This is a genomic window from Rhizorhabdus wittichii, assembly GCF_017607425.1.
GTDB classification, from domain to species: Bacteria; Pseudomonadota; Alphaproteobacteria; order Sphingomonadales; family Sphingomonadaceae; genus Rhizorhabdus; species Rhizorhabdus wittichii.
On the sequence record NZ_CP059319.1, the window covers coordinates 2,731,041 to 2,754,115 of the forward strand.

Sequence of the window (23,075 nt, forward strand, 5' to 3'; positions counted from 1 at the left end):
TGAAAGGGAGGGGGTAGCACTACCCCTCCGCCATGACCGAACATCCCGAACAGCAATATCTCGATGCCATGGCGCGCGCCTGGTATGGCGGCGACGAGCGGGTCGACCGGACCGGGGTGGGGACCAAGTCGCTGTTCGGGGTGACGATGCGGTTCGACCTGTCGGACGGCACGGTGCCGCTGATCACCACCAAGAAGATCTTCTGGAAGTCGGCGATCAAGGAGCTGATCTGGTTCCTGTCGGGCGACACCAACATCCGTCCGCTGGTGATGCAGAACGTCCATATCTGGACCGACTGGCCGCTCGACAAATATCGCAAGGCGACCGGCGAGGCGATCGATCGCGACGCGTTCGAGCAGCGGATCGTCGACGACCCCGCCTTCGCCGCCGAGTGGGGCGACCTCGGCCCGGTCTACGGCAAGCAATGGGTCGACTGGCCGCGCTACACCCCGGCCGGCGACGGGCTGTTCCGGCGCGAGGAGAAAGGCGTCAACCAGATCGCCGAGCTGGTCGGGATGCTGCGCGCCAACCCCAGCTCGCGGCGGCTGATCTTCACCGGCTGGAACGTGCCCGAGCTGCCGGGGATGGCGCTGCCGCCGTGCCACATGACCTATCAATATCATGTCGCGGGCGGGCGGCTGTCGGGCATCCTCTACCAGCGCTCGTGCGACCTCGGCCTCGGCTTCCCGTTCAACATCTTCGAGGCGGCGGTGCTGATCCGCATGCTCGCGCAGCAGGCCGACCTGGAGCCGGGCGAGCTGGTGTGGATGGGCGCCGACACCCATGTCTATTCGAACCACGGCCATCTGGTCGAGGAGCAGCTTTCCCGCTCCCCACGCCCCTTCCCCCGGCTCAGCCTGGCCCGCAAGCCGGCGGACATGTTCTCCTATGCGCTCGACGACTTCGTGATCGAGGGCTACGATCCGCACCCGCACATCAAGGCCGAGGTGGCGGTGTGAGCCGGCCCGAGATCGTTTTCGTCCTCGCCCGCGCGCGCAACGGGGTGATCGGGCGCGACGGCGACCTGCCCTGGCGCATCCCGGCCGACCTCAGGCATTTCAAGGCGCTGACCCAGGGCGCGCCGATGCTGATGGGGCGCAAGACCTTCGAAAGCCTTCCCGGCCTGCTGCCCGGCCGCCGCCACATCGTCCTGACCCGCGATCGAGACTGGCGCGCCGAGGGCGCCGAGGTGGCGCACAGCGTCGACGCCGCGGTCGCGCTGGCCGATGCCGACCGCCTGTCCGTGGTCGGCGGCGCCGAGATCTACGCTCTGTTGCTGCCGCGCGCCGACCGGATCGAGCTGACCGAGGTCGACGACGCGCCCGCGGGCGACACCGTCGTCCCCGCCTTCGACCCCGCCGTCTGGCGCGAGGACGCCCGCGAGGCGCATCCGGCGGCGGACGGGAAGCCCGCCTTCGCCTTCGTCACGCTGCGGCGGCGGTAGCGCCCTTCCCCATTCCCGTCATGCCAGCGGAGGCTGGCATCCATGTCTGTTGCCTTCTCAGATGTCTTCTGGCTGGTGAGAGACATGGACCCCTGCCTTCGCAGGGGCGACGTCGGGAAATGTTGCGGCGTTGCCCGATATCCGGATTATCGCCGATCGCCCCGTCCGCTAATTGCGTGAAGCCGCCGCACTTTCTATAGCGCCCCCATGGATCGGCTGACGTGCGACCGCCCGCTTCCCGAGCATCTGCGCGGAAGCGTGGTGGCGTTGGGGAATTTCGACGGCTTCCATAGGGGGCATCAGGCGGTCGTCGGCGCGGCGGTGGCGCATGGCCGCGCGACCGGGCGCCCGGTGCTCGTCGCCAGCTTCGATCCGCACCCGGTCCGCTTCTTCCACCCCGATGCGCCGCCCTTCCGGCTGACCTCGCTCGACCAGCGCGCCGCGCTGTTCGAACAGGCCGGCGCGGACGCGATGCTGGTGTTCGAGTTCAACCGGCAGCTCGCCAGCGTCTCCGCCCCCGACTTCGTCACCGACTGGCTGATCGGCCGCGCGGGCGCCGCCCATGTCGTCACCGGCGAGGACTTCACCTTCGGCAAGGGCCGCGCCGGCAATGTCCGCGTGCTGGCCGAGATCGGCGGCGCCCACGGGCTGACCGCGCAGGCGATCGGACCGGTCAGCGACGAAGGCGGCCCGGTCTCGTCGAGCCGCATCCGCGAGGCGCTGGTCGCCGGCGACCCGGTCGAGGCGGCGCGCCTGCTGACCCGCCCGTTCCGCATCCAGGGCAAGGTCCAGCATGGCGACAAGCTGGGCCGCACCATCGGCTTCCCGACCGCCAACATCGCGATGGGCCGCTACCTCCGCCCGAAATACGGCATCTACGCGGTGCGCGGCCGGCTGCCCGACGGGCGGGTGCTCGACGGCGCCGCCAATCTCGGCGTCCGGCCGACCTTCGATCCGCCCAAGGAGCTGCTCGAGGCCTATTTCTTCGACTTCGCGGAAAGCCTCTACGACCAGTGCATCGAGGTCGAGATGATCGCCTATATCCGCCCGGAGGCGAAGTTCGACAGCCTCGAGGCGCTGACCGCGCAGATGGACAAGGACTGCGCCGAGGCGAAGCGCATACTTGCCGCCTCAAGCCCGGTCGCGTAGGGCCTGACCCGCCCGTTTACACCGCTCATCCTGAGGAGCCATTGAGCGCAGGCGAAATGGCGTCTCGAAGGTCCTTCGAGACGGGCCTTCGCCAAGGCTCAGTCCCTCCTCAGGATGCGCGGATTTGAGATGATATTGATGACCGACGCACCCGATTTCCGCGACACCGTCTTCCTGCCGAAGACCGATTTCCCGATGAAGGCCGGGCTGGCCCAGAAGGAACCGGCGATTCTGGCGAAGTGGGCGGCCGAGGATCTCTACGGCAAGCTGCGCGAGACCCGCGCGGGCAAGACCCGCTTCATCCTGCATGACGGCCCGCCCTACGCCAATGGCGACATCCATATGGGCCATGCGATGAACAAGGTGCTGAAGGACATCATCGTCCGCAGCCAGTCGCTGCTCGGCAAGGATGCGCCCTATGTCCCCGGCTGGGACTGCCACGGCCTGCCGATCGAGTGGAAGGTCGAGGAGGCCTACCGCGCCAAGAAGCTGAACAAGGACGAGGTCGACCCTGTCCTGTTCCGCGCCGAATGCCGCGCCTATGCCGAGAAATGGGTCGGCGTGCAGCGCGAGCAGTTCAAGCGGCTCGGCGTCGAAGGCGACTGGGGCGATCCCTATCTGACGATGAACTTCGCGGCCGAGGCGGCGATCGTCGGCGAACTGCTCAAGTTCGCCGAGAGCGGCCAGCTCTATCGCGGCGCCAAGCCGGTGATGTGGTCCCCGGTCGAGAAGACCGCGCTGGCCGACGCCGAAGTCGAATATGAGGACATCGTCTCGACCCAGATCGACGTCGCCTTCGAGATCGTCGAGAGCAAGGTCCCCGAGCTGGTCGGCGCCCATGCGGTGATCTGGACGACCACGCCCTGGACGATCCCGGTCAACCAGGCGCTCGCTTATGGGCCGGAGGTCGAATATACGCTGGTCGAGAAGGATGGCCGCCGCCTGCTGGTCGCCGCCGATCTGGTCGGCTCGGTAAGCGCGCGCATCGGCAACGTGACGAAGACCGATCGTCACTTCATCGGCAAGGACCTCGCCGGCACCGTCGCCCGTCACCCGATGCACCGGCTCGGCGGCTTCTTCGCCCGGCCGCGTCCGCTGCTGGCCGGCGACTTCGTCACCACCGACGCCGGCACCGGGCTCGTCCACATGGCGCCCGACCATGGCGAGGACGACTTCTTCCTGTGCAAGGCGCACGGCATCGAACCGGTGTTCGCGGTCGAGGGCGACGGCAAGTACCGCGCCGACTGGGGCTGGCTCGGCGGCCAGGGATCGGTGATCAATCCCAAGTTCAACGGCCCCGAAGGCCCGATCTGCGCCGACCTGCGCGAGGCCGGCGCGCTGCTGGCGGCGAGCGCCGATTTCCAGCACAGCTATCCGCATAGCTGGCGCTCCAAGGCCAAGGTGATCTTCCGCTGCACCCCGCAATGGTTCATCCCCATGGACCGGAGCATCGACGCCGACGCCGCGACCCCGATCGTCGATGCGAGCGACCCCGTCGGCCATGCACGCGGCAACGGCGCGACGCTGCGCGAAACCGCGCTCGACGCGATCGAGCGGACCCGCTGGGTGCCCGAGAAGGCGCGCAACCGCATCCATGCGATGGTGTCGGGCCGCCCCGACTGGGTGATCAGCCGCCAGCGCGCCTGGGGCGTGCCGATCGCGCTCTATGTCGACCGCAAGACCGGCGACTATCTGCGCGATCCGGCGGTCAACGCGCGGATCATCGCGGCATTCGAGGCCGGCGGCGCCGACGCCTGGTTCACCGCCGACCATCAGGCCCTGCTCGGCCCCGGCTACGACGCGGCCCATTACGAGCCGATCAACGACATCCTCGACGTCTGGTTCGATTCGGGCTGCACCCACGCCTTCACGGTCGAGGCGCGCTACGGCATCGGCACCCGCGCCGACCTCTACCTCGAAGGGTCGGACCAGCATCGCGGCTGGTTCCAGTCGTCGCTGCTCGAAAGCTGCGGCACGCGCGGCCGCGCGCCCTATGACGCGGTGCTGACCCACGGCTTCGCGCTCGACGGCCAGGGCCGCAAGATGTCGAAGAGCGTCGGCAACGTCGTCGATCCGCTCAAGATCATCAACGAGAGCGGCGCCGACATCCTGCGCCTGTGGGTCGCCTCGACCGACTATTTCGAGGATGTCCGCATCGGCAAGGAGATCCTCGCCGGCACGTCGGACGCCTATCGCAAGCTGCGCAACACCTTCCGCTACCTGCTCGGCGCGCTCGACGGCTTCAGCGACGCGGAGAAGGTCGCGCCGGCGGCGATGCCCGAGCTGGAGCGCTACGTCCTCCACCTGCTCGCGACCCTCGACGCCGAGTTGAAGGACGCGACCGCGGCGTTCGAGTTCAACCGCTACGCCCGCGCGCTGAGCGACTTCGCCAACAACGACCTGTCCGCCTTCTTCTTCGACATCCGCAAGGACTCGCTCTACTGCGACGCGCCGTCGGACCCGAAGCGGCGCGCCTATCGCACCGTGCTCGACACGCTGTTCCACGCGCTGGTCCGCTACGCCGCGCCGATCCTCTGCTTCACCGCCGAGGAGGTGTGGGGCACCCGCTATCCGGACGGCGGATCGGTCCACCTGCTGACCTGGCCCGAGGTCGACGCCGGCTGGAAGGACGACGACCTGCGGATGCGCTGGGAGCTGCTGCGCCGCTACCGCACCAAGCTGACCGGCGAGATCGAGCCGCTCCGCCGCGGCAAGGTGATCGGCTCCAGCCTCGAGGTCGACGTCGCCGCGATCAGCTATGATCCGGGCGAAGCCGCGCTGCTGCGCTCGGTCGACCTCAGCGAGATCGGCATCGTCGCCAGGGTCGAGGTGGTCGACGGCGACCCGGCGGTCGCCAGCCTCGCCGAGGGCAGCGACCCGATCGCCTTCGAAGTGAGCAAGACCGAGGCCGAGAAATGCGGCCGCTGCTGGCGCCACCTGCCCGAGGTCGCGAGCGACGGCGCGCTGTGCGACCGCTGCGACACGGTGGTGAATGGCTGACGCGCGTTCCCTGCACCGGCCGCTGGGCTTCGGCGTCGCGGCGATCGTGCTGCTGCTCGACCAGATCAGCAAATGGGCGATCATGGGCCCGGTCGCGCTGCGCGAACGCGGGCTGATCGAGATCACCAGCTTCTTCGACCTGCGCTGGGTGGAAAATTACGGCGTGTCGATGGGCTTCCTGATCGCCGGGTCGGATCGCGAGCGCTGGCTGCTGGTCGCCGGCACCGCGCTGATCGCGGCCGGGATCGTCGCCTGGATCTGGCGGGAAAAGGCGAAGGGCGACGTGGTCGCGCTCGGCCTGGTGCTGGGCGGAGCGATCGGCAACATCGCCGATCGGACGCGGCTCGGCTATGTCGCCGACTTCCTCGATCCCCATATCGGCGACTGGCATCCCTTTTTGGTCTTCAATGTCGCGGACGCCGCGATTACGATAGGTGTGTTGATCTTGGTGCTGCGCGCCCTGCTGGTGCGTGAGCCCAAGGTTCCTGCGGAGAATGTCGATGCGGTCTAAGTTGCTTGTCGGTTCGGCGCTGGTCGCCATGACCTTGGTGTCGGCGTGCAGCCGGGGCGATCGCCCGGGCGTGATGGCCGGCCGCTCGTCGAACCTCGACGCCTTCGCCGTGTCGAAGCGCGCGCCGCTGACCATCCCGCCCGATTTCGCGCTGGTCCCGCCGAAGCCCGGCGCCTCGCGCCCGCAGGAGGCCGATTCGAGCCAGCAGGCGCTGTCGGCGATGTTCGCCAACACCCAGGCGCCGAAGAGCCAGACCGAGAAGGACATCATCGGCCTGACCAAGACGGTGCCCGAGCCCGGCATCCGCTCCTCGGTCGCCGAAGTCGGCCAGAACACGGTCGACAAGGGCCCCGCCACCCGCACCATCCTCGCCGCCGCCGCGACGAACAGCGCGGACGCCAGCGTCACGATCGGCAACTGAGGCGGCAACGGCCAGCCGCCCGAAGCGTCATCCCGGCGAAAGCCGGGATCTCCCTTCTTCTCGACGTCGCCAAGGCCAGTGAGATTCCAGCTTTCGCTGGAATGACGATCGTTGGTGAGCCGGCCCCCGCACCAGAGGCGCGCGCCGCATGCTCGACCTGATCCGCCGCCGGCTGCTGACCGCGCTGCCGACCCTGGCGGCGGTGGTGATCCTGTCCTTCGTGCTGATGCGGGTCGCGCCCGGCGGGCCGTTCGACGGCGAACGGCCGCTCGATCCGCAGACCCGCGCCGCGCTGATGGCCGCCTATGGGCTCGACAGGCCGTTGCCCGAGCAGGTCGGCCGCTATGTCTGGCGGCTGCTGCACGGCGATTTCGGACCGTCGCTGGTCTATCGCGACTTCAGCGTCACCGACCTGATCGCGCGCGGCCTGCCGATCTCGCTGACGCTCGGCGGGCTGGCGCTGCTGCTCGCGCTGCTGCTCGGCCTCGGCGCCGGCATGACCGCCGCCGCGCGTCCGGGCGGCCGCGTCGATCGCGGGCTGATGCTCGGCGCGACCTTGCTCACCGCGCTGCCCAGCTTCGTCGTCGGCCCGTTGCTCGCGCTGATCTTCGGGCTGTGGGCGGGGTGGCTACCGGTGTCGGGCTGGGGCGACGGCGATCCGCCGCACATGATCCTGCCGGTCATCGCGCTCGCCCTGCCCGCGACCGGCGCGATCGCCAAGCTGGCGCGCGCGGGACTCGCCGAAGTGCTGGCGCAGGACCATGTCCGCATGGCCCGCGCGCGCGGGCTGAGCCGGCCGCGCATCCTGATCGTCCACGCGCTGCGCCCCGCGCTGGTGCCGGTCGCCTCCTATCTCGGGCCGGCCGCCGCCGGGCTGCTGACCGGCGCGGTGGTGATCGAGACGGTGTTCGCACTGCCGGGGCTCGGCCGCTATTTCGTGCAGGGCGCGCTCAACCGCGACTATCCGCTCGTGCTCGGCGTGGTCACGCTCTACGCGGCGCTGATCATCCTGTTCAACCTGCTCGCCGACCTGGCCTATGGCTGGCTCGACCCACGGGCGAGGCGCTAGGGCGATGCGGCCCGCGCTGATCCTGATCGCGCTGATCGTCGTCGCCGCGCTGGCCGGCCCGCTGACGCTCGACTGGCGCTACGACATGATCGACTGGGACGCGGTGCGCGCGGCGCCCTTCACCGCCGGCCACCCGATGGGCACCGACAGCGTCGGCCGCGACCTGCTCGCGCGGACGCTGGTCGGCACCCGCGTGACGCTGGGCGTCGCCTTCGCCGCCGCGCTGGTGTCGCTGGTCGTCGGCGTCGCCTGGGGCGCCATCGCCGGCTGGCGCGGCGGCAAGGTCGACGAGGCGATGATGCGGATCGTCGACGCGCTCTACGCTCTGCCCTTCATGTTCGTCGTGATCCTGCTGATGGTCGTGTTCGGCCGCTCGATCCTGCTCGTCTTCCTCGGCATCGGCGCGGTGGAGTGGCTGACCATGGCGCGGGTGGTGCGCGGCCAGATGATCGCGCTGCGCGACCGCCCCTTCGTCACCGCCGCCGAGGCCGCCGGCGCGCCGCCGGTCGCGATCGTCCTGCGCCACATGCTGCCCAACATCGCCGGGGTCGCGATCGCCTATCTGCTGCTCACCGTGCCGCAGGTGGTGATGATCGAGAGCTTCCTGTCCTTCCTCGGCCTCGGCGTGCAGGAACCGATGACGTCGCTCGGCATCCTGCTCAAGGACGGCGCCGACGACATGGACATCGCCCCGTATGCGCTGCTGCTGCCGGCGGCGATGCTCGTCGCCCTGCTGCTCTGCCTGACCCGGATCGGGGAGAGCCTGCGCGACCGTTTCGTCCAATGACCCTGCTCGCCGCCGACAATCTCGACATCCGGATCGGCGGCCGGCGGATCGTCGAGGGCGCGAGCTTCGCGATCGCGGCGGGCCGCTCGCTGGCGCTGGTCGGCGCGTCGGGATCGGGCAAGAGCCAGACCTGCCTCGCCCCCTTCGGCCTGTCGCCCGCGACCGTCCAGGGCTCCTTCCGGCTCGACGGCGAGGAACTGGTCGGCGCACGCGAGGCACGGCTGCGCCATGTCCGCGGCTGCGACGTCGGCTTCGTCTTCCAGCAGCCGCTGACCGCGCTGACCCCGCACCTGACGATCGGCGCCCAGCTCCGCGAGGCCTGGACCCAGGCCGGGGCGCCGCGCCCGAGCCGGGCGGAGATGGCCGCCGCGCTCGAACGCGTCGGGCTCCACGACCCGCGCGAGCGGCTCGACCAATATCCGCACCGCCTGTCGGGCGGGCAGCGGCAGCGCGCGCTGATCGCCATGGCGATCGCCCATCGCCCGAAGCTGCTCGTCGCCGACGAGCCGACCACCGCGCTCGACGCGATGCTGCGCGCCGAGATCATGGCGCTGCTCGGCCGGCTGTGCGACGAGGAGGGGATGGCGCTGCTGCTCGTCAGCCACGATCTCGCCGCCGTCGCCGACCTTGCCGACGCCGTCGCGGTGATGCACGCCGGCCGGATCGTCGAGACCGGCCCGAGCCGCGCGGTGCTGGGCGATCCGAAGAGCGACTATGCCCGCGCGCTGATCGCCGCGAGCCCCCGCCTCGACGGCCCCCCACCCGCGCTCGGCCCGGTCGGCGCGCCGCTGGTCGAGGCGCGGCAAGTGTCGGTCTCCTTCGCGCGGCCGGGCTGGCGGCGCGGCCGTCTCCAGGCGGTCGACGCCGTCGACATCGACGTGGCCGAAGGGGAGGCCGTGGCGATCGTCGGCGGATCGGGATCGGGCAAGTCGACGCTGGCGCGCGCGATCGCCCGGCTCGGCCCGATCGACGCGGGCGAGGTCCGCTGGCGCGGCGCCCCGCTGCCGCCGCGCAAGGCGATGCGCCCGCGCGACCGCGCCGGGCTCCAACCGGTGTTCCAGGACCCGGTCGCCAGCCTCGATCCGCTGTGGAAGGTCCGCGACATCGTCGCCGAACCGCTGCGCCGGCTGCGCCCCGACCTCGACGATGCGGCGGTCGCCGCGCGGGTCGAGGCGGCGCTGGCCGAGGTCGGGCTCGACCCCGCGCTCGCCGGCCGGCGGCCCGCCGCGCTGTCGGGCGGCCAGGCGCAGCGCGTCGCGATCGCCCGCGCGCTCGGCCCCGATCCGGCGATGCTGCTGCTCGACGAGGCGACCTCGGCGCTGGACGTGCTCGTCGCGGGCACGATCCTCGACCTGCTCGCCGAGCTCCAGAAGCAGCGCGGCCTCGCCATATTGATGATCACCCACGACCTCGCCGTCGCCCGGCGGCTCTGCCACCGCATCGTCGTGATGGATGCGGGCCGGATCGTCGAGGAGGGACCGGCCGAGCGCCTGATCGCGGCGCCGGCCCATCCCATCACGGCGAAACTGGTGACGGCGAGCCGCTGAACGGAAAAGGGGCCGCGGCGAACCGCGGCCCCTCCCTGCCTCCCCCAGATGGCAGGATCAGAAAGCGTAGGTCGCCGAGACCACGACACCGGCCTTGGCGATGTCCCTGCCGGACGTCGGCGAGGTCAGGAAACCCTTCTTGTGATCGGTGTCGACATAGGAAACACCGAAGGTTGCGGCCTTCCACGTGTAGGTCACGCCCAGGTTCCAATCGAGATATTTGTCGCCGGTGATCAGGGTGGTGTCGGGCGAATAGCCGAGGTGCGCGGCGACGCCGAACGGCGTGTCGGGAACCGCGACCGAGACGTCGCTGTAGACGTACAGATTGTCTTCCTTGCCGAAGCCGACGCTGAGCGCGTTCGACTTGGGCGCATAGGCGGCGCCGACCTTGACGGTCGCCGGACCGATCGCCGTCTTTGCCGAAGCGTAGAGTTCGAGGAAGTCGGTCGGCACGCCCTTGGTAGCCGAGGTATAGGTGTAATAGAGCGCCCCGCCGTCGAGGGTGACCGCGCCGACCGTGGTCGAATAGCCGGCGATCAGGTCGAGCTCGGCATCGGCGCCCGCCGCGACATAATCGTCGATCGAGCTGCCCCAGAAGCTGACGTAGAAGCCCGAGGCGTGGGTCAGCGTCGCGCCGGCCTGGACCGCGAGGTGCTTGCCCGACTGCGAGATGCCGCGAAAACGATAGTCGCTCACGAGCGCGGCGCTGCCGGTCAGCGTGAACTCCTGGCTGTCGTCCTGGGCGAAAGCAGGCGTGGCGGTGGCGGCCAGCGCGAGCGCCGAAAGGCCGATGAAGGAAGCGCGCATAGTTAATCCCCTTATGACAAGCGTTTCCGTTCCCCTGCCTCGCCGCGCCGGACTTCTCTGATTGCCCTTCAGGGCCGAGCCGACTGCATGCGAGTGCGATATTTGTGCAGCACGATTCCGCATCGCACAATGCGGATCATGTCGAAACATTGCTCCTTTGCTGCGAACTGTTGCCGTTGCGCCACAGGTAAAAATCGGCTGATTTCTGGGATTTTCCAAAGAGGAGATCACCGCCGCCATTGACTGAATATTAAGCAGTTTCGGCAATGATCTGCCTGTTCGACGGGCGCTGCACAAAGGGATCGACCGATGTTCCAGGCGAAGATGACCACCATCGACGGCGGCGCGATCGAGGAGATGGACGGGGTCGCCGCCCTCCGCCTGATGGCGCGGGCGCTCGACGATCTCGCCGGCTCGACGACGGGACACCTCCCGCCGCAAACCGCGCGCGAAGCCGGATCGCCGGACGCGCTGGCGTCGGGCTATGCCGCCGCCAGCCCGATCGTCCGGCGCCGCTTCGAGGCGATCCTGCGCGAGGCGGAAGCGGTCGGCACGACGGGCCTCTCGCTCATGGCGGCCCGTGGCGGCCGGGCCGATGCCGGCACGATCGCCGCCGCCCGTTTTTTAGGCAATTCGCTCGGCGGCTCGATCCGCCGGCTCGAAGCGCTGGTCCTGCCCCGCGCCGCCTGAAAAACACCGGCCGGGCGCTTCCCGGACCGACGCTGCCCCGCTGGCGGGGGTCAGCCCCGCGCCGATTCGAATCGGGCCAGCCCGCGTCCGAGGTCGGCGATCAGGTCCGCCGGGTCTTCGATTCCGATGTGGAGGCGGACGGCCGGCCCTTCCGCCTGCCACGAGGTGGCGGTGCGCAGGCCCGCCGGATCGACCGGCAGCGCCAGGCTCTCATAGCCGCCCCAGGAGAAGCCGATCCCGAACAGGTCGAGTCCGTCGATCAGCGCCGCCCGCGCCGCATCGTCGCCGCCGTCCAGGACGATGCTGAACAACCCCGACGCCCCCGAAAAATCGCGCTTCCACAGTTCATGGCCGGGGCAGTCGGGCAGGGCCGGATGGAGCACCCGCGCGACCTGCGGCTGTTCGGCCAGCCAGCGCGCCACGGCGAGCGCGCCCTCCTCATGCTGGCGCAGGCGGAGCTGCAGGGTGCGCAGGCCGCGCGCGGCGAGATAGGCGTCGTCGGGGCTGACGCACTGGCCCAGCGCATGGCTGGTCCGCCGCAGCTTCTCGAAATGACCGGGGACGGCGGTCGCCGATCCCATCATCACGTCCGAATGGCCGACGATATATTTGGTGCAGGCGAGGATGCTGATGTCGACGCCGTGCGCGAGCGCGGGGAAGAGCAGCGGGGTCGCCCAGGTGTTGTCGAGCACCGTCGTCACCCCACGCGCCCGCGCCGCGGCGGCGATCGCGGGGACGTCCTGCACCTCGAAGGTCAGGCTGCCGGGGCTTTCGAGGAAGACGACGCGGGTCCGATCGCCGATCAGGTCGGCGATGCCGGCGCCGATCGCCGGATCATAGAAGCGGGTCTCGATGCCGAAGCGCCTGAGCAGGCCGTTGCAGATCGCCCGGCTCGGCTCATAGGCGCTGTCAACCATCAGCAGCTCGTCGCCCGGCGCGAGCAGCGACAGCAGCACCGCGCTGATCGCCGCCACGCCCGACGGATAGAGAACGGTGCCCGCCGCGCCCGGCTCCAGCTCGGTCAGCGCCTCGGCGAGCGACCATTGGGTCGGGGTGCCGCGACGGCCATAATAGAGCCCGTCGTCGGGCTTGCGGACGCCGGCGCGCAATTCGGCGACGCTGTCGAACAAGATGGTCGACGCGCGCCAGACCGGGGGATTGACGATCCCCCGGCGATTCTTCGCGTGGCGCCCGGCCGTCACCAGCCGAGTGCCGGGCTTCAGGGCTGAACCTTCATCGTCGGTCACGCAGGACCGATGGCCTTTTCGGTATCGGGCCGCAAGCCCCACTCGCTCCACGAGCCGTCATAGAGGGCGATATCCTCGCGGCCGAGCAGCGCGGCGGCGAACAGCACCACCGACGCGGTGACGCCCGAACCGCAGGTCGTGACCAGCGGCTTCGCCCCGTCGATGCCGGCGGCATCGAACGCGGCCTGGAGCTCGCCCTTGTCCTTGAAGGTGCCGTCGGCGTCGAGCAGCCGATCGAAGGGCAGGTTCTTCGATCCCGGGATGTGCCCGGCGGCGAGGCCGCGCGGATCGCCTTCCTCGCCGGTGAAACGCTTCTCGGACCGCGCGTCGACCACCTCCTCGGCGCCGCTCGCGACATTGGCCTTCATCTGGCCGAGGTCGCGGACCTGCGCCGGATCGCGCCACACGGTGAAGTGGCGGTGGCGCAGCGCGACCTTGCCCTGTTCGAGCGGCCGGCCCTCGGCGACCCATTTCTGGAGACCGCCGTCGAGGATCGCCACCTCGTTGGCGCCGAACATGCGGAACATGAACCAGGCGCGCGCGGCGGTGCGGTGCGGGCTGTTGTCATAGAGGACGATGCGGCTGCCGTCGCCGAGCCCCAGCGACTGCATGCGGCTGGCGAATTTCTCCGCCGTCGGCAGCATGCCGGGCAGTTCCGACATGTCGTCCTTCAGATTGGCGAGGTCGAGATAGACGGCGCCGGGAATATGCCCCGCCTCATAATCGGCCTGGGCGTCGCGCGCAGGATCGAGCGCGAAATAGGTCGCGTCGACGACGCGGAGATCATTGGCCCCGAGTTCGCCAGCAAGCCATTCGGTCGAAACCAGCATGTCCATCATTTCCTCCTCGTTACGGACGCACATGTACCAACGCGCCACTGCGTTGGCGAATCAGATTATCCGGGGGAGGAGACTTTTAATTATCTACAGATAGGTTTGATTGCAAGTATGTTTCATAAAAATATCATCAGGCATAATTTTCTGCCCGACGTGGCGTAGCCGGCGTCACTGGTCTAAGGGCGGCGGCATGTCCGCGTCCACTCTCCACCTGGGCAAGACCAGCACCCTGCCCGCTTCCCCCGAACAGGCGGTGCTGGATTATGTTCCCAATCCGCGCCCCGGCACCCTTTATCTGGTCCGCTTCGCCGCGCCGGAGTTCACCTCGCTCTGCCCGGTGACGGGCCAGCCCGACTTCGCGCATCTGGTGATCGACTATGCGCCGGGCGAGACGATCGTCGAATCCAAGTCGCTCAAGCTGTTCCTCGCCTCCTTCCGCAACCATGCCGGCTTCCACGAGGATTGCACCGTCGGCATCGGCCAGCGGCTGGCCGAGGAGATGAAGCCGGTCTGGCTGCGCATCGGCGGCTACTGGTATCCGCGCGGCGGCATCCCGATCGACGTCTTCTGGCAATCGGGCCCCGCGCCCGAGGGTCTGTGGGTCCCCGACCAGGGCGTCCCCGGCTATCGCGGGCGGGGTAACTTCGCGAAAATCCCCTCCCTTTCAAGGGAGGGGTCAGAACGCAGCCAAGGGGGTCAACTCTTGGCGGGTAGGGACGAGCGAGGGGCTCGCTGCGCTCGCCACCCACTGCCCCCCTCCCTTGAAAGGGAGGGGGAAATTGTTCGTCACCCCCGGATGAACGCCCGGACGTCGGCGCTCAGCTTGCGGAGGTCGTCGGGGCGGACGTACATCATGTGGCCCGCGTCATAATAATGGAAGCTGATCCGCGACGGGTCGAAACCCGGCCGGTTCAATGAATATTCGGCGCCGAAGAAGGGCGTCGCGAAATCATACCAGCCCTGGCCGACGAACACGCGCAGGCCGCTATTCTCGCGCAGTGCCTTGCCCAGATAGGGCGCGACGTTGACATAGACCTCCCCGTCGCGGCCGCGCTGGTCGGCCAGCTTCCAGTCCCAGCTGTTGACCCCGCCGATCGTCACATAATGGCGGTCGGTCTTCAGCTTGAGGTCGCCGCGCACATAGCTGTTGATCGCCGAGGTGTAGGCCGCGTCGATGCCGTAGAAGCTGGGGTCGTTGTCGGGCTCCTCGCCCGCCTTGTCATAGTCGACGCCGGTATAGCGGGTGTCGAGCCGGCCGATCACCTGCCCCCGGTCGCGCAGCAGCTCCTTGTAGAAGCGGCCCGGCGAGACGCGCAGATTGGCGTTGTCGACGAACGCCTCGGACAGGCCGGTCAGCCGGGCGAGCTCGGCACGGACCGAGGCGCGTTCCTCGGCGCCGAGCTGGTTGCCCTTGAGCAGCGCCGCCGCATAGGGCCCGATCGCGAAGGCGCGCGCCTGCGCCGCGACCTCGGCGACGGTCGCGGGCGGGTTGGCGATCTTGTGGTGATACCAGGCAGTCGTCGCCATCGACGGCAGGTTGAGGATATAGGGCATCTCATTGCCCTGCGCCTCGGCCGCCGCGCCGAAATCGAGGATCGTCGAGATCAGGATGATCCCGTTAACCGCGACGTCGTTGTAGCTGCCCTCCAGCTCGTTGATCAGCGCGATCGAGCGGGTGGTGCCGTAGCTTTCGCCGCCGATATATTTGGGCGAGGCCCAGCGGCCGTTCTCGTTCAGCCAGATGCGGATGAACTCGGCGATCGACTTGGCGTCGGCCGAGACGCCCCAATAATCCTTGGGGTCCTTGCCGCCCAGCGTGTGCGAGAAGCCGGTGCCGACCGGATCGATGAAGACGAGGTCGGTGACGTCGAGCAGGCTTTCGGGATTGTCGATCACCGGATAGGGCGGCGCGCCGTCGTCCTTCGCGTCGGGCAGCACGACCCGTTTCGGCCCGAACGCACCCATGTGCAGCCACAGCGAGCCCGAGCCGGGGCCGCCATTGTAGAGGAAGGTGATCGGCCGTGTCTTCGGATCGCCGCCGTCCTTGACATAGGAGGTCGCGAAGATCGCCGCGACCGGCTTGTCGTCCTTGTCGGTCAGATAGGTCTCGCCGGTGGTCGCGGTATAGGCGATCGACTGCCCGCCGAAGCTGCCCTTGTGCTTCGTCACCGAGACGTTGGGCGGCGGCACCGGCGCGGCGGCGGCGGCATCGTCCTTCTTCTTCTCGTCGGCGGCGTGGGCGGACAGCGGGGCGAGGGCCAGCGCGAGGGCGGCCAGGCTGGTGGTGAAGCGCATGATGATGGAACCCCTTTCAGATGGGGTCAGGCTAGACCAACTGCTGACAGGAGTGGAAGTCCCGAACACAAACAGGTCCCCCCTCCCTTGAAAGGGAGGGGCTTAATTGGGGTTCAGATCAGCTTTATCTCGCGCAGCCGCTGCAGGAGGTAGTCGTTCGCGGTGATCGGTTCGGGGAACTGGTTGGGATGCGCGGCGTCGATCGTCTGCGGCAGCGTCTCGATCAGGTAATCGGGGCGGAAGTGCAGGAAGAAGGGCATCGAATAGCGCGCGAAGCCGCGCCGTTCGGGCGGCGGGTTCATCACCCGGTGGCTGGTCGAGGGCAGCTTGCGGTTGGTCAGTCGCTGGAGCATGTCGCCGATGTTGACCACCAGCTCGCCCGGCGCGATGCCGACCGCGAGCCAGCGGCCGTCGCGGTCGAGGAGCTGGAGGCCGCCCTCCTCGGCCCCGAGCAGCAGGGTGATCGCGTTGATGTCCTCATGCGCGCCGGCGCGGATGCCGGGCGCGTCGGGACCGATCGGCGGATAATGGAGCAGGCGCAGGATCGAATTGCCGTCCTCGATCGCATCGTCGAAGACATCGGGGGCGAGGCCCAGATAGCGCGCGATCGCCGAGAGGATGCGCCGCCCGGTCGCCTCGAACGCGTCGAACAGCTCCAAAGTGACCCGGCGGAAATCCTCCACCTCGGCCGGCCAGATATTGGCAGGCATCTCGCCCGCGAAGCGGTGCCCCGCCGGCAGCTCGCGGCCGACATGCCAGAATTCCTTCAGGTCGGCCTCGGTCGCGTCCTTGGCGGTCTCGACCCGGAAGGGGGTGTAGCCGCGCTGGCCGGCGCCGCCCTCGACGCAATAGGCGCGCTTGACCGCCTCGGGCAGCGCGAAGAAGGCGCGGGCGGTGGCCTCCGCCCGCGCGATCAGCTCGGCCGGGATGCCGTGATCGGCGACGACGGCGAAGCCGAAGCGCTCGAACGAGCGGCCGATCGCCTGGGCGAAGCCGTCCGGATCGGAATGGCTGGTCGCCAGCGAGACGCTGGGCACGCTGGTCATCTCTGCGATGTCGGTCATGGCGGCGGATATAGAGCGATTTCTAGGCGGATGGAAACATCCGCCGCCTCGGAAATCGCGGATAAGCAAGGATCTGTCGGCGGCGCGCGCCGTCATCCGGCGAACCGGCTCAGTCGAACAAAGTCACCTCGTCCTCGGGAACGCCGTCCTTGCCGAACAGCCGCCAGCCGACGATCGTCAGCCCATAGCCGGGCAGCGCCGCCGGATTGGGCCGGGCCGAGGTGATCGGCACCATCTTGCGCACCCCCAGGTCGATCAGGATCTGCGCGCCGATGCCATAGTCGCGCAGCGCGCGCGTCTGGCAGGTATGGGCGTCGGCGGGGCCGAGCTGGCGCAGCAGCCAGTCGGGGTCCCAGTCCTTGAGCAGCACGATCACGCCGGGGCCGTCCTCGTCCGCGATCGTCTTCATCGCGTTGCTCAGGCAACTATGCCGGTCGCCGCTCATCCCCAGCACGTCGGGGCCGAACTCCAGCCGGTGCATGCGCACCGTCACCGGCGCATCGGGGTCGATCACCCCCTTGGCCAGCGCGATGTGGAGGCTGTTGTCGAGCAGGTTGCGATAGGCGACCAGCCGGAAGCGGCCGTGGATCGTGTCGAAGTCGCGCTCCAGCTCGCGCGCGACATGGCGCTCGGTGCGGCGGCGATAGGCGATCAGGTCGGCGATCGTGCCGATCTTCAGCCCGTGGCGCGCGGCGAAGCCGAGCAGGTCGGGCAGGCGCGCCATCGTCCCGTCGTCGTTCATGATCTCGCAGATCACCGCGGCGGGGCGCAGGCCGGCGAGCCGGGCGATGTCGATCGACGCCTCGGTATGCCCGGCGCGGACGAGCACGCCGCCGTCGCGCGCGGCGAGCGGGAAGACATGGCCGGGCGAGACGATGTCGGCCGGCCCGCGATCGGGATCGGCGGCGACCTGGATGGTGCGCGCCCGGTCGTGCGCGGAGATGCCGGTGGTGATCCCCTCGCGCGCCTCGATCGACACGGTGAAGGCGGTGCCGTGCTGGGTGCGGTTGTCCTGCGCCATCGGCGGCAGCCGCAGCGCCGCGATGCGGTCGGCGGTCAGCGACAGGCAAATCAGCCCGCGCCCGTGCACCGCCATGAAGTTGACCGCCTCGGGCGTCGCGAACTGGGCAGGGACGATCAGGTCGCCCTCATTCTCGCGGTCCTCCGAATCGACCAGGATGAACGGCCGCCCCGCCCGCGCCTCGGCGATGATCTCCTCGATCGGCGAGATGTCGGCGCTTTCGGCGACCAGTCTCGGCACGGCCATATCCTATACCTTTCCTCTCGATCCGTGCGACTCAAGATAATACCAAGCGATCGCTTGATCAATAAGCTTGAACTGCGAATAAAGATCAGCTTAGCTTGGGAAGGCGGATACAAGCGGCCGCTCAGGGAAGCGGCTCCAAGCGGAGGGACAAGGTGTCGGGACTCGATCTTGCGGCGATGCTCGAGGAACATGCCCGGCGGTGGCGCGACCGCCCCGCCGTGCTGGAGATGGAGAGCGGCCGGGGCCACGACTATGCCGCCTTCGCCGGACGGGTGCGGCGGCTCGCCGGCTGGCTCGACGCGGCCGGGGTGAAGCCGGGCGACCGGGTGGTGTGGCTCGGCCAGAACTCCCATTGCGTGCTCGAACTGCTGATCGCGGCGGGGCGGCTGGGCGCGGCGCTCGCGATCCTCAACTGGCGCCAGTCGGAGGACGAGCTGCGCTTCGTCCTCGACGATCTCGACCCGCAGGTCGTCGTCTGGCAGCCCGACAGCCTGCCCGACACGCTGCGCGCCGAATGGCGGGAGCGGAGCTGCACCTGGCTGCGGCAGGATTCGCTCGATCCCGCCTGCGCCTATGAGACGGCGATCGCCGGCGCGCCCGAGGCCGAGGCCGCCGCCATGCCCTCCGACGCGCCCCAGCTCCTGCTCTACACCGCCGCCTTCTCGGGCCGGCCGGCGGCGGCGATCCTGACCCGCCAGGCGCTGGTGCTCCAGGCACTGCACTATGCCGCGCTGCGCGGCTGGAACCACGCCACCACCTATCTCAGCGCGACGCCGCTCTTCCACGTCGCGACCCTGCTCGACTGCCTCGCGACCTTCGCCGTCGGCGGGCGCAACCTGTTCGTGCGGCAGGCCGATCCGGCCGACATGTGCGCGATCATCGCGGCGGAGAAGGTCAGCGACACCTTCATCCTGCCGCCGACGATGGAGAAGATCCTCGAACTGGGCGACGGGCGCCCCGACCTCGGTTCGCTCCGCTCGCAGCCCTACAAGCCCGAATGGAACGCGCTGGTCACGATCGACGACAGCCTGTGGGGCAAGCGCCCCTATGGCTACGGCCAGACCGAGACGATGGGCTATTCGACCTTCAGCGCGCTGGGCGATCCCGGCAAGGGCGGCATGGGACGCCCCTCGCCGCTGGTGCGGCTGGCGATGCTCGACGAGGAGGGCCGCGAGCTGCCCGACGGCGAGGTCGGCGAGATCGGGGTGCGCGGCTGGACGGTCAGCCCGGGCTATTGGCGCCGGCCCGAGATCAACGCGCAGCGCTACACCGCCGACGGCTGGCGCCGCACCAACGACCTCGGCCGCCGCGAGAGCGACGGGACGCTCAGCTTCATCGGGCCCAAGGGCCGGCTGATCAAGTCGGCCGCCGAGAACATCTATCCGGCCGAGGTCGAGCGCTGCATCGCCCAGATCGACGGCGTCGCCGAGGTGGCGGTGATCGGCACGCCCGACCCCGTCTGGATGCAGAGCGTCCGCGCGATCGTCGTCGCCAAGCCGGGCATGGCGATCGACGAGGCTGCCGTCATCGACCACTGCCGCCGGACGATCGCCTCCTACAAGAAGCCGCGCAGCGTCGTCTTCGCCGACGCCCTGCCGCGCGCGGGCGCCGCGATCGACTATGCCGCGCTCGACCGCCTCTACGAGGGCGGCGGCTATCCGTCGGGCTGACGCGGCCGGCGACCTTATCGGGAGGGGATGAGAAGCATGAAAATATTGGTGATCGGCGGATCGGGGATGATCGGCGGCGACGCCGCGATCCACCTCGCCGCGCTGGGGCACAAGGTGACGATCGGGTCGCGCAAGCCGCCGCTCGCCACGACGCCGATGGCGGCGATGCCCTTCCTCGCCGGCGACTATATCGCGGGCGGCTACAGCCGCGAGGAACTGGCCGGGTTCGACGCGATGGTGTTCGCGGCCGGGCAGGACACCCGCCATGTCGGCAAAGACGACGATGCCGCCGCCTATTGGGAGCGCACCAACGCCGAGCTGGTGCCGCAGTTGTTCGAACGGGCGCGCGACGCCGGGGTCGGCTGCGCGATCAACATCGGCAGCTTCTACCCGCAGGCGGCGCCGCACCTGCTGGAGGGCAATGCCTATATCCGATCGCGCAAGGCGTCGGACGAGCGGGTACGCGCGCTGGCCCGGCCCGGCTTCCGCGTCCTCTCGCTCAACCCGCCCTATATGCTCGGCGCGGTGCCCGGCCTCGACCCGCGCGGCTTCGAGAAGGTCGCGGCCTATGCCGAGGGCAAATTCCCCGACATCCCGGTCTACGCCCCGCCGGGCGGCGTCAACTTCATGTCGATCCGCTCGCTGGCCGAGGCGACGGCGGGCGCGATCGAGCGCGGCGAGTCGGGCAAGGCCTATCTGGTCGGCGACGAGAATCTGAGCTTCCGCGACTATTTCCAGCTCTATTTCCGGGCGTTCGGCAAGGACGTCGAGGTGCCGCTGCTCGACAAGCCGCACCCGCTGATCGGCAGCTTCGCCGGTCATGGCGGGGAGATTTATTTCGATCCCGACCCGGCCGAGGCCGCGCTGCTCGGCTATCGCCGCAACGACATCGCCACCGCGGTCGGGGAGATCGTCGCGCTCTATCGCGGCCGGGGATGAACGCGGTGGACGCCGAGGTCCGGCGCCTGCTCGACGAACAGGCGATCCGCCGCGCGGCGACGCTCTACGCGATCGGCGCCGACCGCCGCGACCCGGCGATCTGGACAGCGATCATGGCCGAGGAGATGGTGCTGGTCACCCCGCGCGGCCGGATCGAGGGCCGCGCACGGGTGCTGGCCGCGCTTCCCAGGCTGGCGGCGGCCTTCGCCGCGACCCAGCACCGCGTGCTCAACCAACACCACATCATCGACGGCGACGACGCGACCGGCGAGACCTATTGCGTCGCCGACCATATGACCGAGGCAGCCGACGGCGCCCGCTCGATCCTGAGCTGGGCGATCCGCTACCAGGACAGGCTGCGCCGGATCGACGGCCGCTGGCTCTTCACCCGGCGCGAACTTGTCCTCGACTGGGAGGAACGGCGCGCCGCCGTGCCGCGCGCGACCGGATAGACCGGTCACGGCCCGAGGCTTGTTGCACGATGCGCAACAACTGCCGCCCACAGGGGGATTGCGACTCCGTCGCCCATCCCGTCAAACAGCATCCCTATCCGGCCGAAACATCGGCACAGGCGACATGGGGAGCTGACAGCATGAAAATCGGTTCGATGGCCCTTCTGGCCGTGCTTCTGGCGAGCGGCGCGAAGCTGTCGGCGGAGCCCGTCGCCGACACCGTCTATCGCCATGGCCGGATCTACACCGTCGATCGCGCGCATCCCTGGGCGGACGCCGTCGCGATCAAGGACGGCAAATTCTCCTATGTCGGCACCGACAAGGGCGTGCAGGCCTATATCGGCACTGGCACCAGGGTCGTCGACCTCGCCGGCAAATTCGCGATGCCGGGCCTCCACGACGCGCACCAGCACATGCTCAAGGGCGAGGCGCGCTACATCTATTGCCAGATCGCGCCGGAAAGCCGGATCGAACAGATCGTCGCCAGCCTGCAATCCTGCTCGAAGGACCGGCAATATGGCGGCTGGATCGTCGCCGACGTCTATCGCGGCGACCTGTTCCCCGATGGCCATGCCGACCGCAAATATCTCGACGCGGCCTTTCCCGACACGCCCGTCTACATCCGCGAATGGTCCTATCATCACGGCCTCGCCAACACGAAGGCCCTCCAGATCGCGGGCGTCGACCGCGCCACGGCCGATCCCGAGGGCGGCCGGGTGCTGCACCGCGCCGACGGCGAGCCGACCGGCGAGTTCCTCTCCAAGGCGACCTGGCTGATCACCCAGCACATCCCCGCATTGCCCGCCGCGACGGTCGACGAGGCGTTGCTGCGCACCGCCGCGCTCTGCGCCGAATATGGCATCACCTCCGCGCAGGAGGCGACCGCGTCGCGCCAGATGCTCGAGGAGATGCGCAAGCTCGACCTCGCCGGCAAATGGACGCTGCGCACCGCCACCCACATCGTCTGGGGCAACCCGGCGAGCGCGCTGATGCCGCCGCAGGAGACCGAGGAGGTGATCGCCCATCGCAAGGACTATGCGACGTCGCACATCTTCACCGATTTCGTGAAGATCTACGTCGACGGCAGCCCGTTGCAGCCCCATTCGACCGACGTCGAGCTCGACGATCACGGCGAGGTCGCGGTCGCGCGCCTCTACGAGAAGCCCGCCGTGCTCAACGCCGCGCTGACCCGGTTCGACAAGATGGGCATCAAGGTGAAGATGCACGCCGTCGGATCGGGCGCGATCCGCACCGCGCTCGACGCGATCGAGGCCGCCCGCACCGCCAACGGCAATTCGGGCATCCTCCACGATGTCGCGCACAGCCTGCGCTATTCGCCGCAGGACATCGATCGCCCGGCCAGGCTCGGCGCGGTCGGCGAGATGTCGCCGGCGATCTGGCAGATCAAGGGGCCGCTGACCAAGAACCTGGCCGGGGCCTGGCCGTTCAAGTCGCTGCTCGCGCGCGGCACGCTGATGACGCTGGGCAGCGACTGGGTCGTGCTGCCGGCGCCGAACCTGTTCCCGGCGATCGGCGGCATGCTCGATCACGGCCCGGAATCGATCGGCCTCAAGGACGCGATCGAGATCGCGACGATCAACGGCGCCAAGTCGGTCGGCTGGGACAAGGTCAACGGATCGATCGAGGTCGGCAAGTTCGCCAACATGATCGTGCTCGACCGCGACCTGTTCAAGATCCCCGCCGCCGACATCGGCGAGACCAAGGTCCTGTCGACCGTCTTCGAGGGACGCGAGGTCTACGCCCGGCCGCAATGACGGTCAGGTGCGGCCGCGCCGACGCCGAAACGACCGCCTGACGACAGGAGGGAGGACGCATCGCGTCTTCCCGGAGGGCGCCTTCGACCTGGGTTCGTCCGTCGT

20 protein-coding genes and 1 pseudogene are annotated in these 23,075 nt (G+C 69.1%); 15 read left to right on the top strand and 6 right to left on the bottom strand.

Going from position 1 to position 23,075, the window contains the following annotated elements; translation table 11 throughout:
• Positions 1-32: 32 nt before the first annotated feature.
• From thyA to HRJ34_RS12865, 9 genes are all read left to right on the top strand, one after another.
• Positions 33-959 (top strand): thymidylate synthase, encoded by a 927-nt coding sequence (gene thyA / locus HRJ34_RS12825; protein WP_208634269.1) that lies wholly within the window; start codon positions 33-35, stop codon positions 957-959.
• Complete coding sequence (locus HRJ34_RS12830) at positions 956-1,444, top strand: dihydrofolate reductase (protein ID WP_208634270.1); 489 nt, start codon at positions 956-958, stop codon at positions 1,442-1,444. The genes thyA and HRJ34_RS12830 overlap by 4 nt, the downstream gene beginning before the upstream one ends.
• A 207-nt stretch (positions 1,445-1,651) precedes the next feature.
• Positions 1,652-2,593 (top strand): bifunctional riboflavin kinase/FAD synthetase, encoded by a 942-nt coding sequence (locus HRJ34_RS12835; protein WP_029995425.1) that lies wholly within the window; start codon positions 1,652-1,654, stop codon positions 2,591-2,593.
• A 138-nt stretch (positions 2,594-2,731) separates the two neighbouring features.
• Positions 2,732-5,593, top strand: coding sequence for an isoleucine--tRNA ligase (gene ileS / locus HRJ34_RS12840; RefSeq protein WP_208634271.1), 2,862 nt, complete (start codon positions 2,732-2,734; stop codon positions 5,591-5,593).
• A complete protein-coding gene (lspA, locus tag HRJ34_RS12845; RefSeq protein WP_016744475.1) occupies positions 5,586-6,104 on the top strand; it encodes a signal peptidase II in 519 nt (172 codons plus the stop codon). The genes ileS and lspA overlap by 8 nt, the downstream gene beginning before the upstream one ends.
• Positions 6,094-6,525 carry a DUF3035 domain-containing protein gene (locus tag HRJ34_RS12850; RefSeq protein ID WP_012049966.1) on the top strand — a complete coding sequence of 144 codons (432 nt, stop codon included), beginning with the start codon at positions 6,094-6,096 and terminating at the stop codon, positions 6,523-6,525. Before lspA ends, HRJ34_RS12850 begins: the two co-directional genes overlap by 11 nt.
• A gap of 148 nt (positions 6,526-6,673) precedes the next feature.
• A complete protein-coding gene (locus HRJ34_RS12855; protein WP_012049965.1) occupies positions 6,674-7,594 on the top strand; it encodes an ABC transporter permease in 921 nt (306 codons plus the stop codon).
• A gap of 4 nt (positions 7,595-7,598) precedes the next feature.
• Positions 7,599-8,381 carry an ABC transporter permease gene (locus HRJ34_RS12860; RefSeq protein ID WP_208634272.1) on the top strand — a complete coding sequence of 261 codons (783 nt, stop codon included), beginning with the start codon at positions 7,599-7,601 and terminating at the stop codon, positions 8,379-8,381.
• Positions 8,378-9,928 carry an ATP-binding cassette domain-containing protein gene (locus tag HRJ34_RS12865; RefSeq protein ID WP_208634273.1) on the top strand — a complete coding sequence of 517 codons (1,551 nt, stop codon included), beginning with the start codon at positions 8,378-8,380 and terminating at the stop codon, positions 9,926-9,928. Before HRJ34_RS12860 ends, HRJ34_RS12865 begins: the two co-directional genes overlap by 4 nt.
• A gap of 57 nt (positions 9,929-9,985) precedes the next feature.
• Here the strand turns inward: HRJ34_RS12865 and HRJ34_RS12870 are convergent, their stop codons facing one another.
• Positions 9,986-10,735: a TorF family putative porin gene (locus HRJ34_RS12870; RefSeq protein ID WP_012049962.1), complete on the bottom strand. Its 750-nt coding sequence runs from the start codon at positions 10,733-10,735 to the stop codon at positions 9,986-9,988.
• 309 nt (positions 10,736-11,044) lie between these two features.
• On the opposite strand from HRJ34_RS12870, the gene HRJ34_RS12875 reads away from it, so the two are divergent.
• Positions 11,045-11,425: a hypothetical protein gene (locus HRJ34_RS12875; protein WP_029994102.1), complete on the top strand. Its 381-nt coding sequence runs from the start codon at positions 11,045-11,047 to the stop codon at positions 11,423-11,425.
• Positions 11,426-11,475: 50 nt separating this feature from the next.
• Here the strand turns inward: HRJ34_RS12875 and metC are convergent, their stop codons facing one another.
• Both metC and sseA read right to left on the bottom strand, forming a co-directional pair.
• Entirely contained in the window at positions 11,476-12,672 is a 1,197-nt protein-coding gene (gene metC, locus HRJ34_RS12880) for a cystathionine beta-lyase (RefSeq protein ID WP_208634274.1), read from the bottom strand.
• Positions 12,669-13,508 (bottom strand): 3-mercaptopyruvate sulfurtransferase, encoded by an 840-nt coding sequence (sseA, locus tag HRJ34_RS12885; protein WP_029548540.1) that lies wholly within the window; start codon positions 13,506-13,508, stop codon positions 12,669-12,671. Before sseA ends, metC begins: the two co-directional genes overlap by 4 nt.
• Positions 13,509-13,698: 190 nt before the next feature.
• Here sseA and queF point away from each other — a divergent pair.
• A pseudogene (queF, locus tag HRJ34_RS12890) lies at positions 13,699-14,148 on the top strand (preQ(1) synthase); the annotation flags it as partial.
• A 146-nt stretch (positions 14,149-14,294) separates the two neighbouring features.
• Here queF and HRJ34_RS12895 read toward each other — a convergent pair.
• From HRJ34_RS12895 to ribB, 3 genes are all read right to left on the bottom strand, one after another.
• Positions 14,295-15,803 carry a S10 family peptidase gene (locus tag HRJ34_RS12895; protein WP_208634275.1) on the bottom strand — a complete coding sequence of 503 codons (1,509 nt, stop codon included), beginning with the start codon at positions 15,801-15,803 and terminating at the stop codon, positions 14,295-14,297.
• Positions 15,804-15,916: 113 nt separating this feature from the next.
• Positions 15,917-16,867, bottom strand: coding sequence for an isopenicillin N synthase family dioxygenase (locus HRJ34_RS12900; protein ID WP_208634276.1), 951 nt, complete (start codon positions 16,865-16,867; stop codon positions 15,917-15,919).
• Positions 16,868-16,976: 109 nt separating this feature from the next.
• On the bottom strand, positions 16,977-18,134 hold the full coding sequence (gene ribB / locus HRJ34_RS12905; protein ID WP_029994096.1) for a 3,4-dihydroxy-2-butanone-4-phosphate synthase: 1,158 nt from the start codon (positions 18,132-18,134) through the stop codon (positions 16,977-16,979).
• A 152-nt stretch (positions 18,135-18,286) separates the two neighbouring features.
• On the opposite strand from ribB, the gene HRJ34_RS12910 reads away from it, so the two are divergent.
• The 4 genes from HRJ34_RS12910 to HRJ34_RS12925 all read left to right on the top strand — a co-directional run bounded on the left by HRJ34_RS12910 (position 18,287) and on the right by HRJ34_RS12925 (position 22,970).
• On the top strand, positions 18,287-19,804 hold the full coding sequence (locus HRJ34_RS12910; protein ID WP_226949180.1) for an AMP-binding protein: 1,518 nt from the start codon (positions 18,287-18,289) through the stop codon (positions 19,802-19,804).
• A gap of 36 nt (positions 19,805-19,840) precedes the next feature.
• Positions 19,841-20,743: an NAD-dependent epimerase/dehydratase family protein gene (locus tag HRJ34_RS12915; RefSeq protein ID WP_208634277.1), complete on the top strand. Its 903-nt coding sequence runs from the start codon at positions 19,841-19,843 to the stop codon at positions 20,741-20,743.
• The gene (locus HRJ34_RS12920; protein ID WP_208634278.1) at positions 20,740-21,195 is read left to right on the top strand and encodes a nuclear transport factor 2 family protein; all 456 of its coding nucleotides are present in this window, start codon (positions 20,740-20,742) and stop codon (positions 21,193-21,195) included. Before HRJ34_RS12915 ends, HRJ34_RS12920 begins: the two co-directional genes overlap by 4 nt.
• Positions 21,196-21,335: 140 nt before the next feature.
• Positions 21,336-22,970 carry an amidohydrolase gene (locus tag HRJ34_RS12925; protein ID WP_208634279.1) on the top strand — a complete coding sequence of 545 codons (1,635 nt, stop codon included), beginning with the start codon at positions 21,336-21,338 and terminating at the stop codon, positions 22,968-22,970.
• The last annotated feature ends 105 nt before the right edge of the window (positions 22,971-23,075 follow it).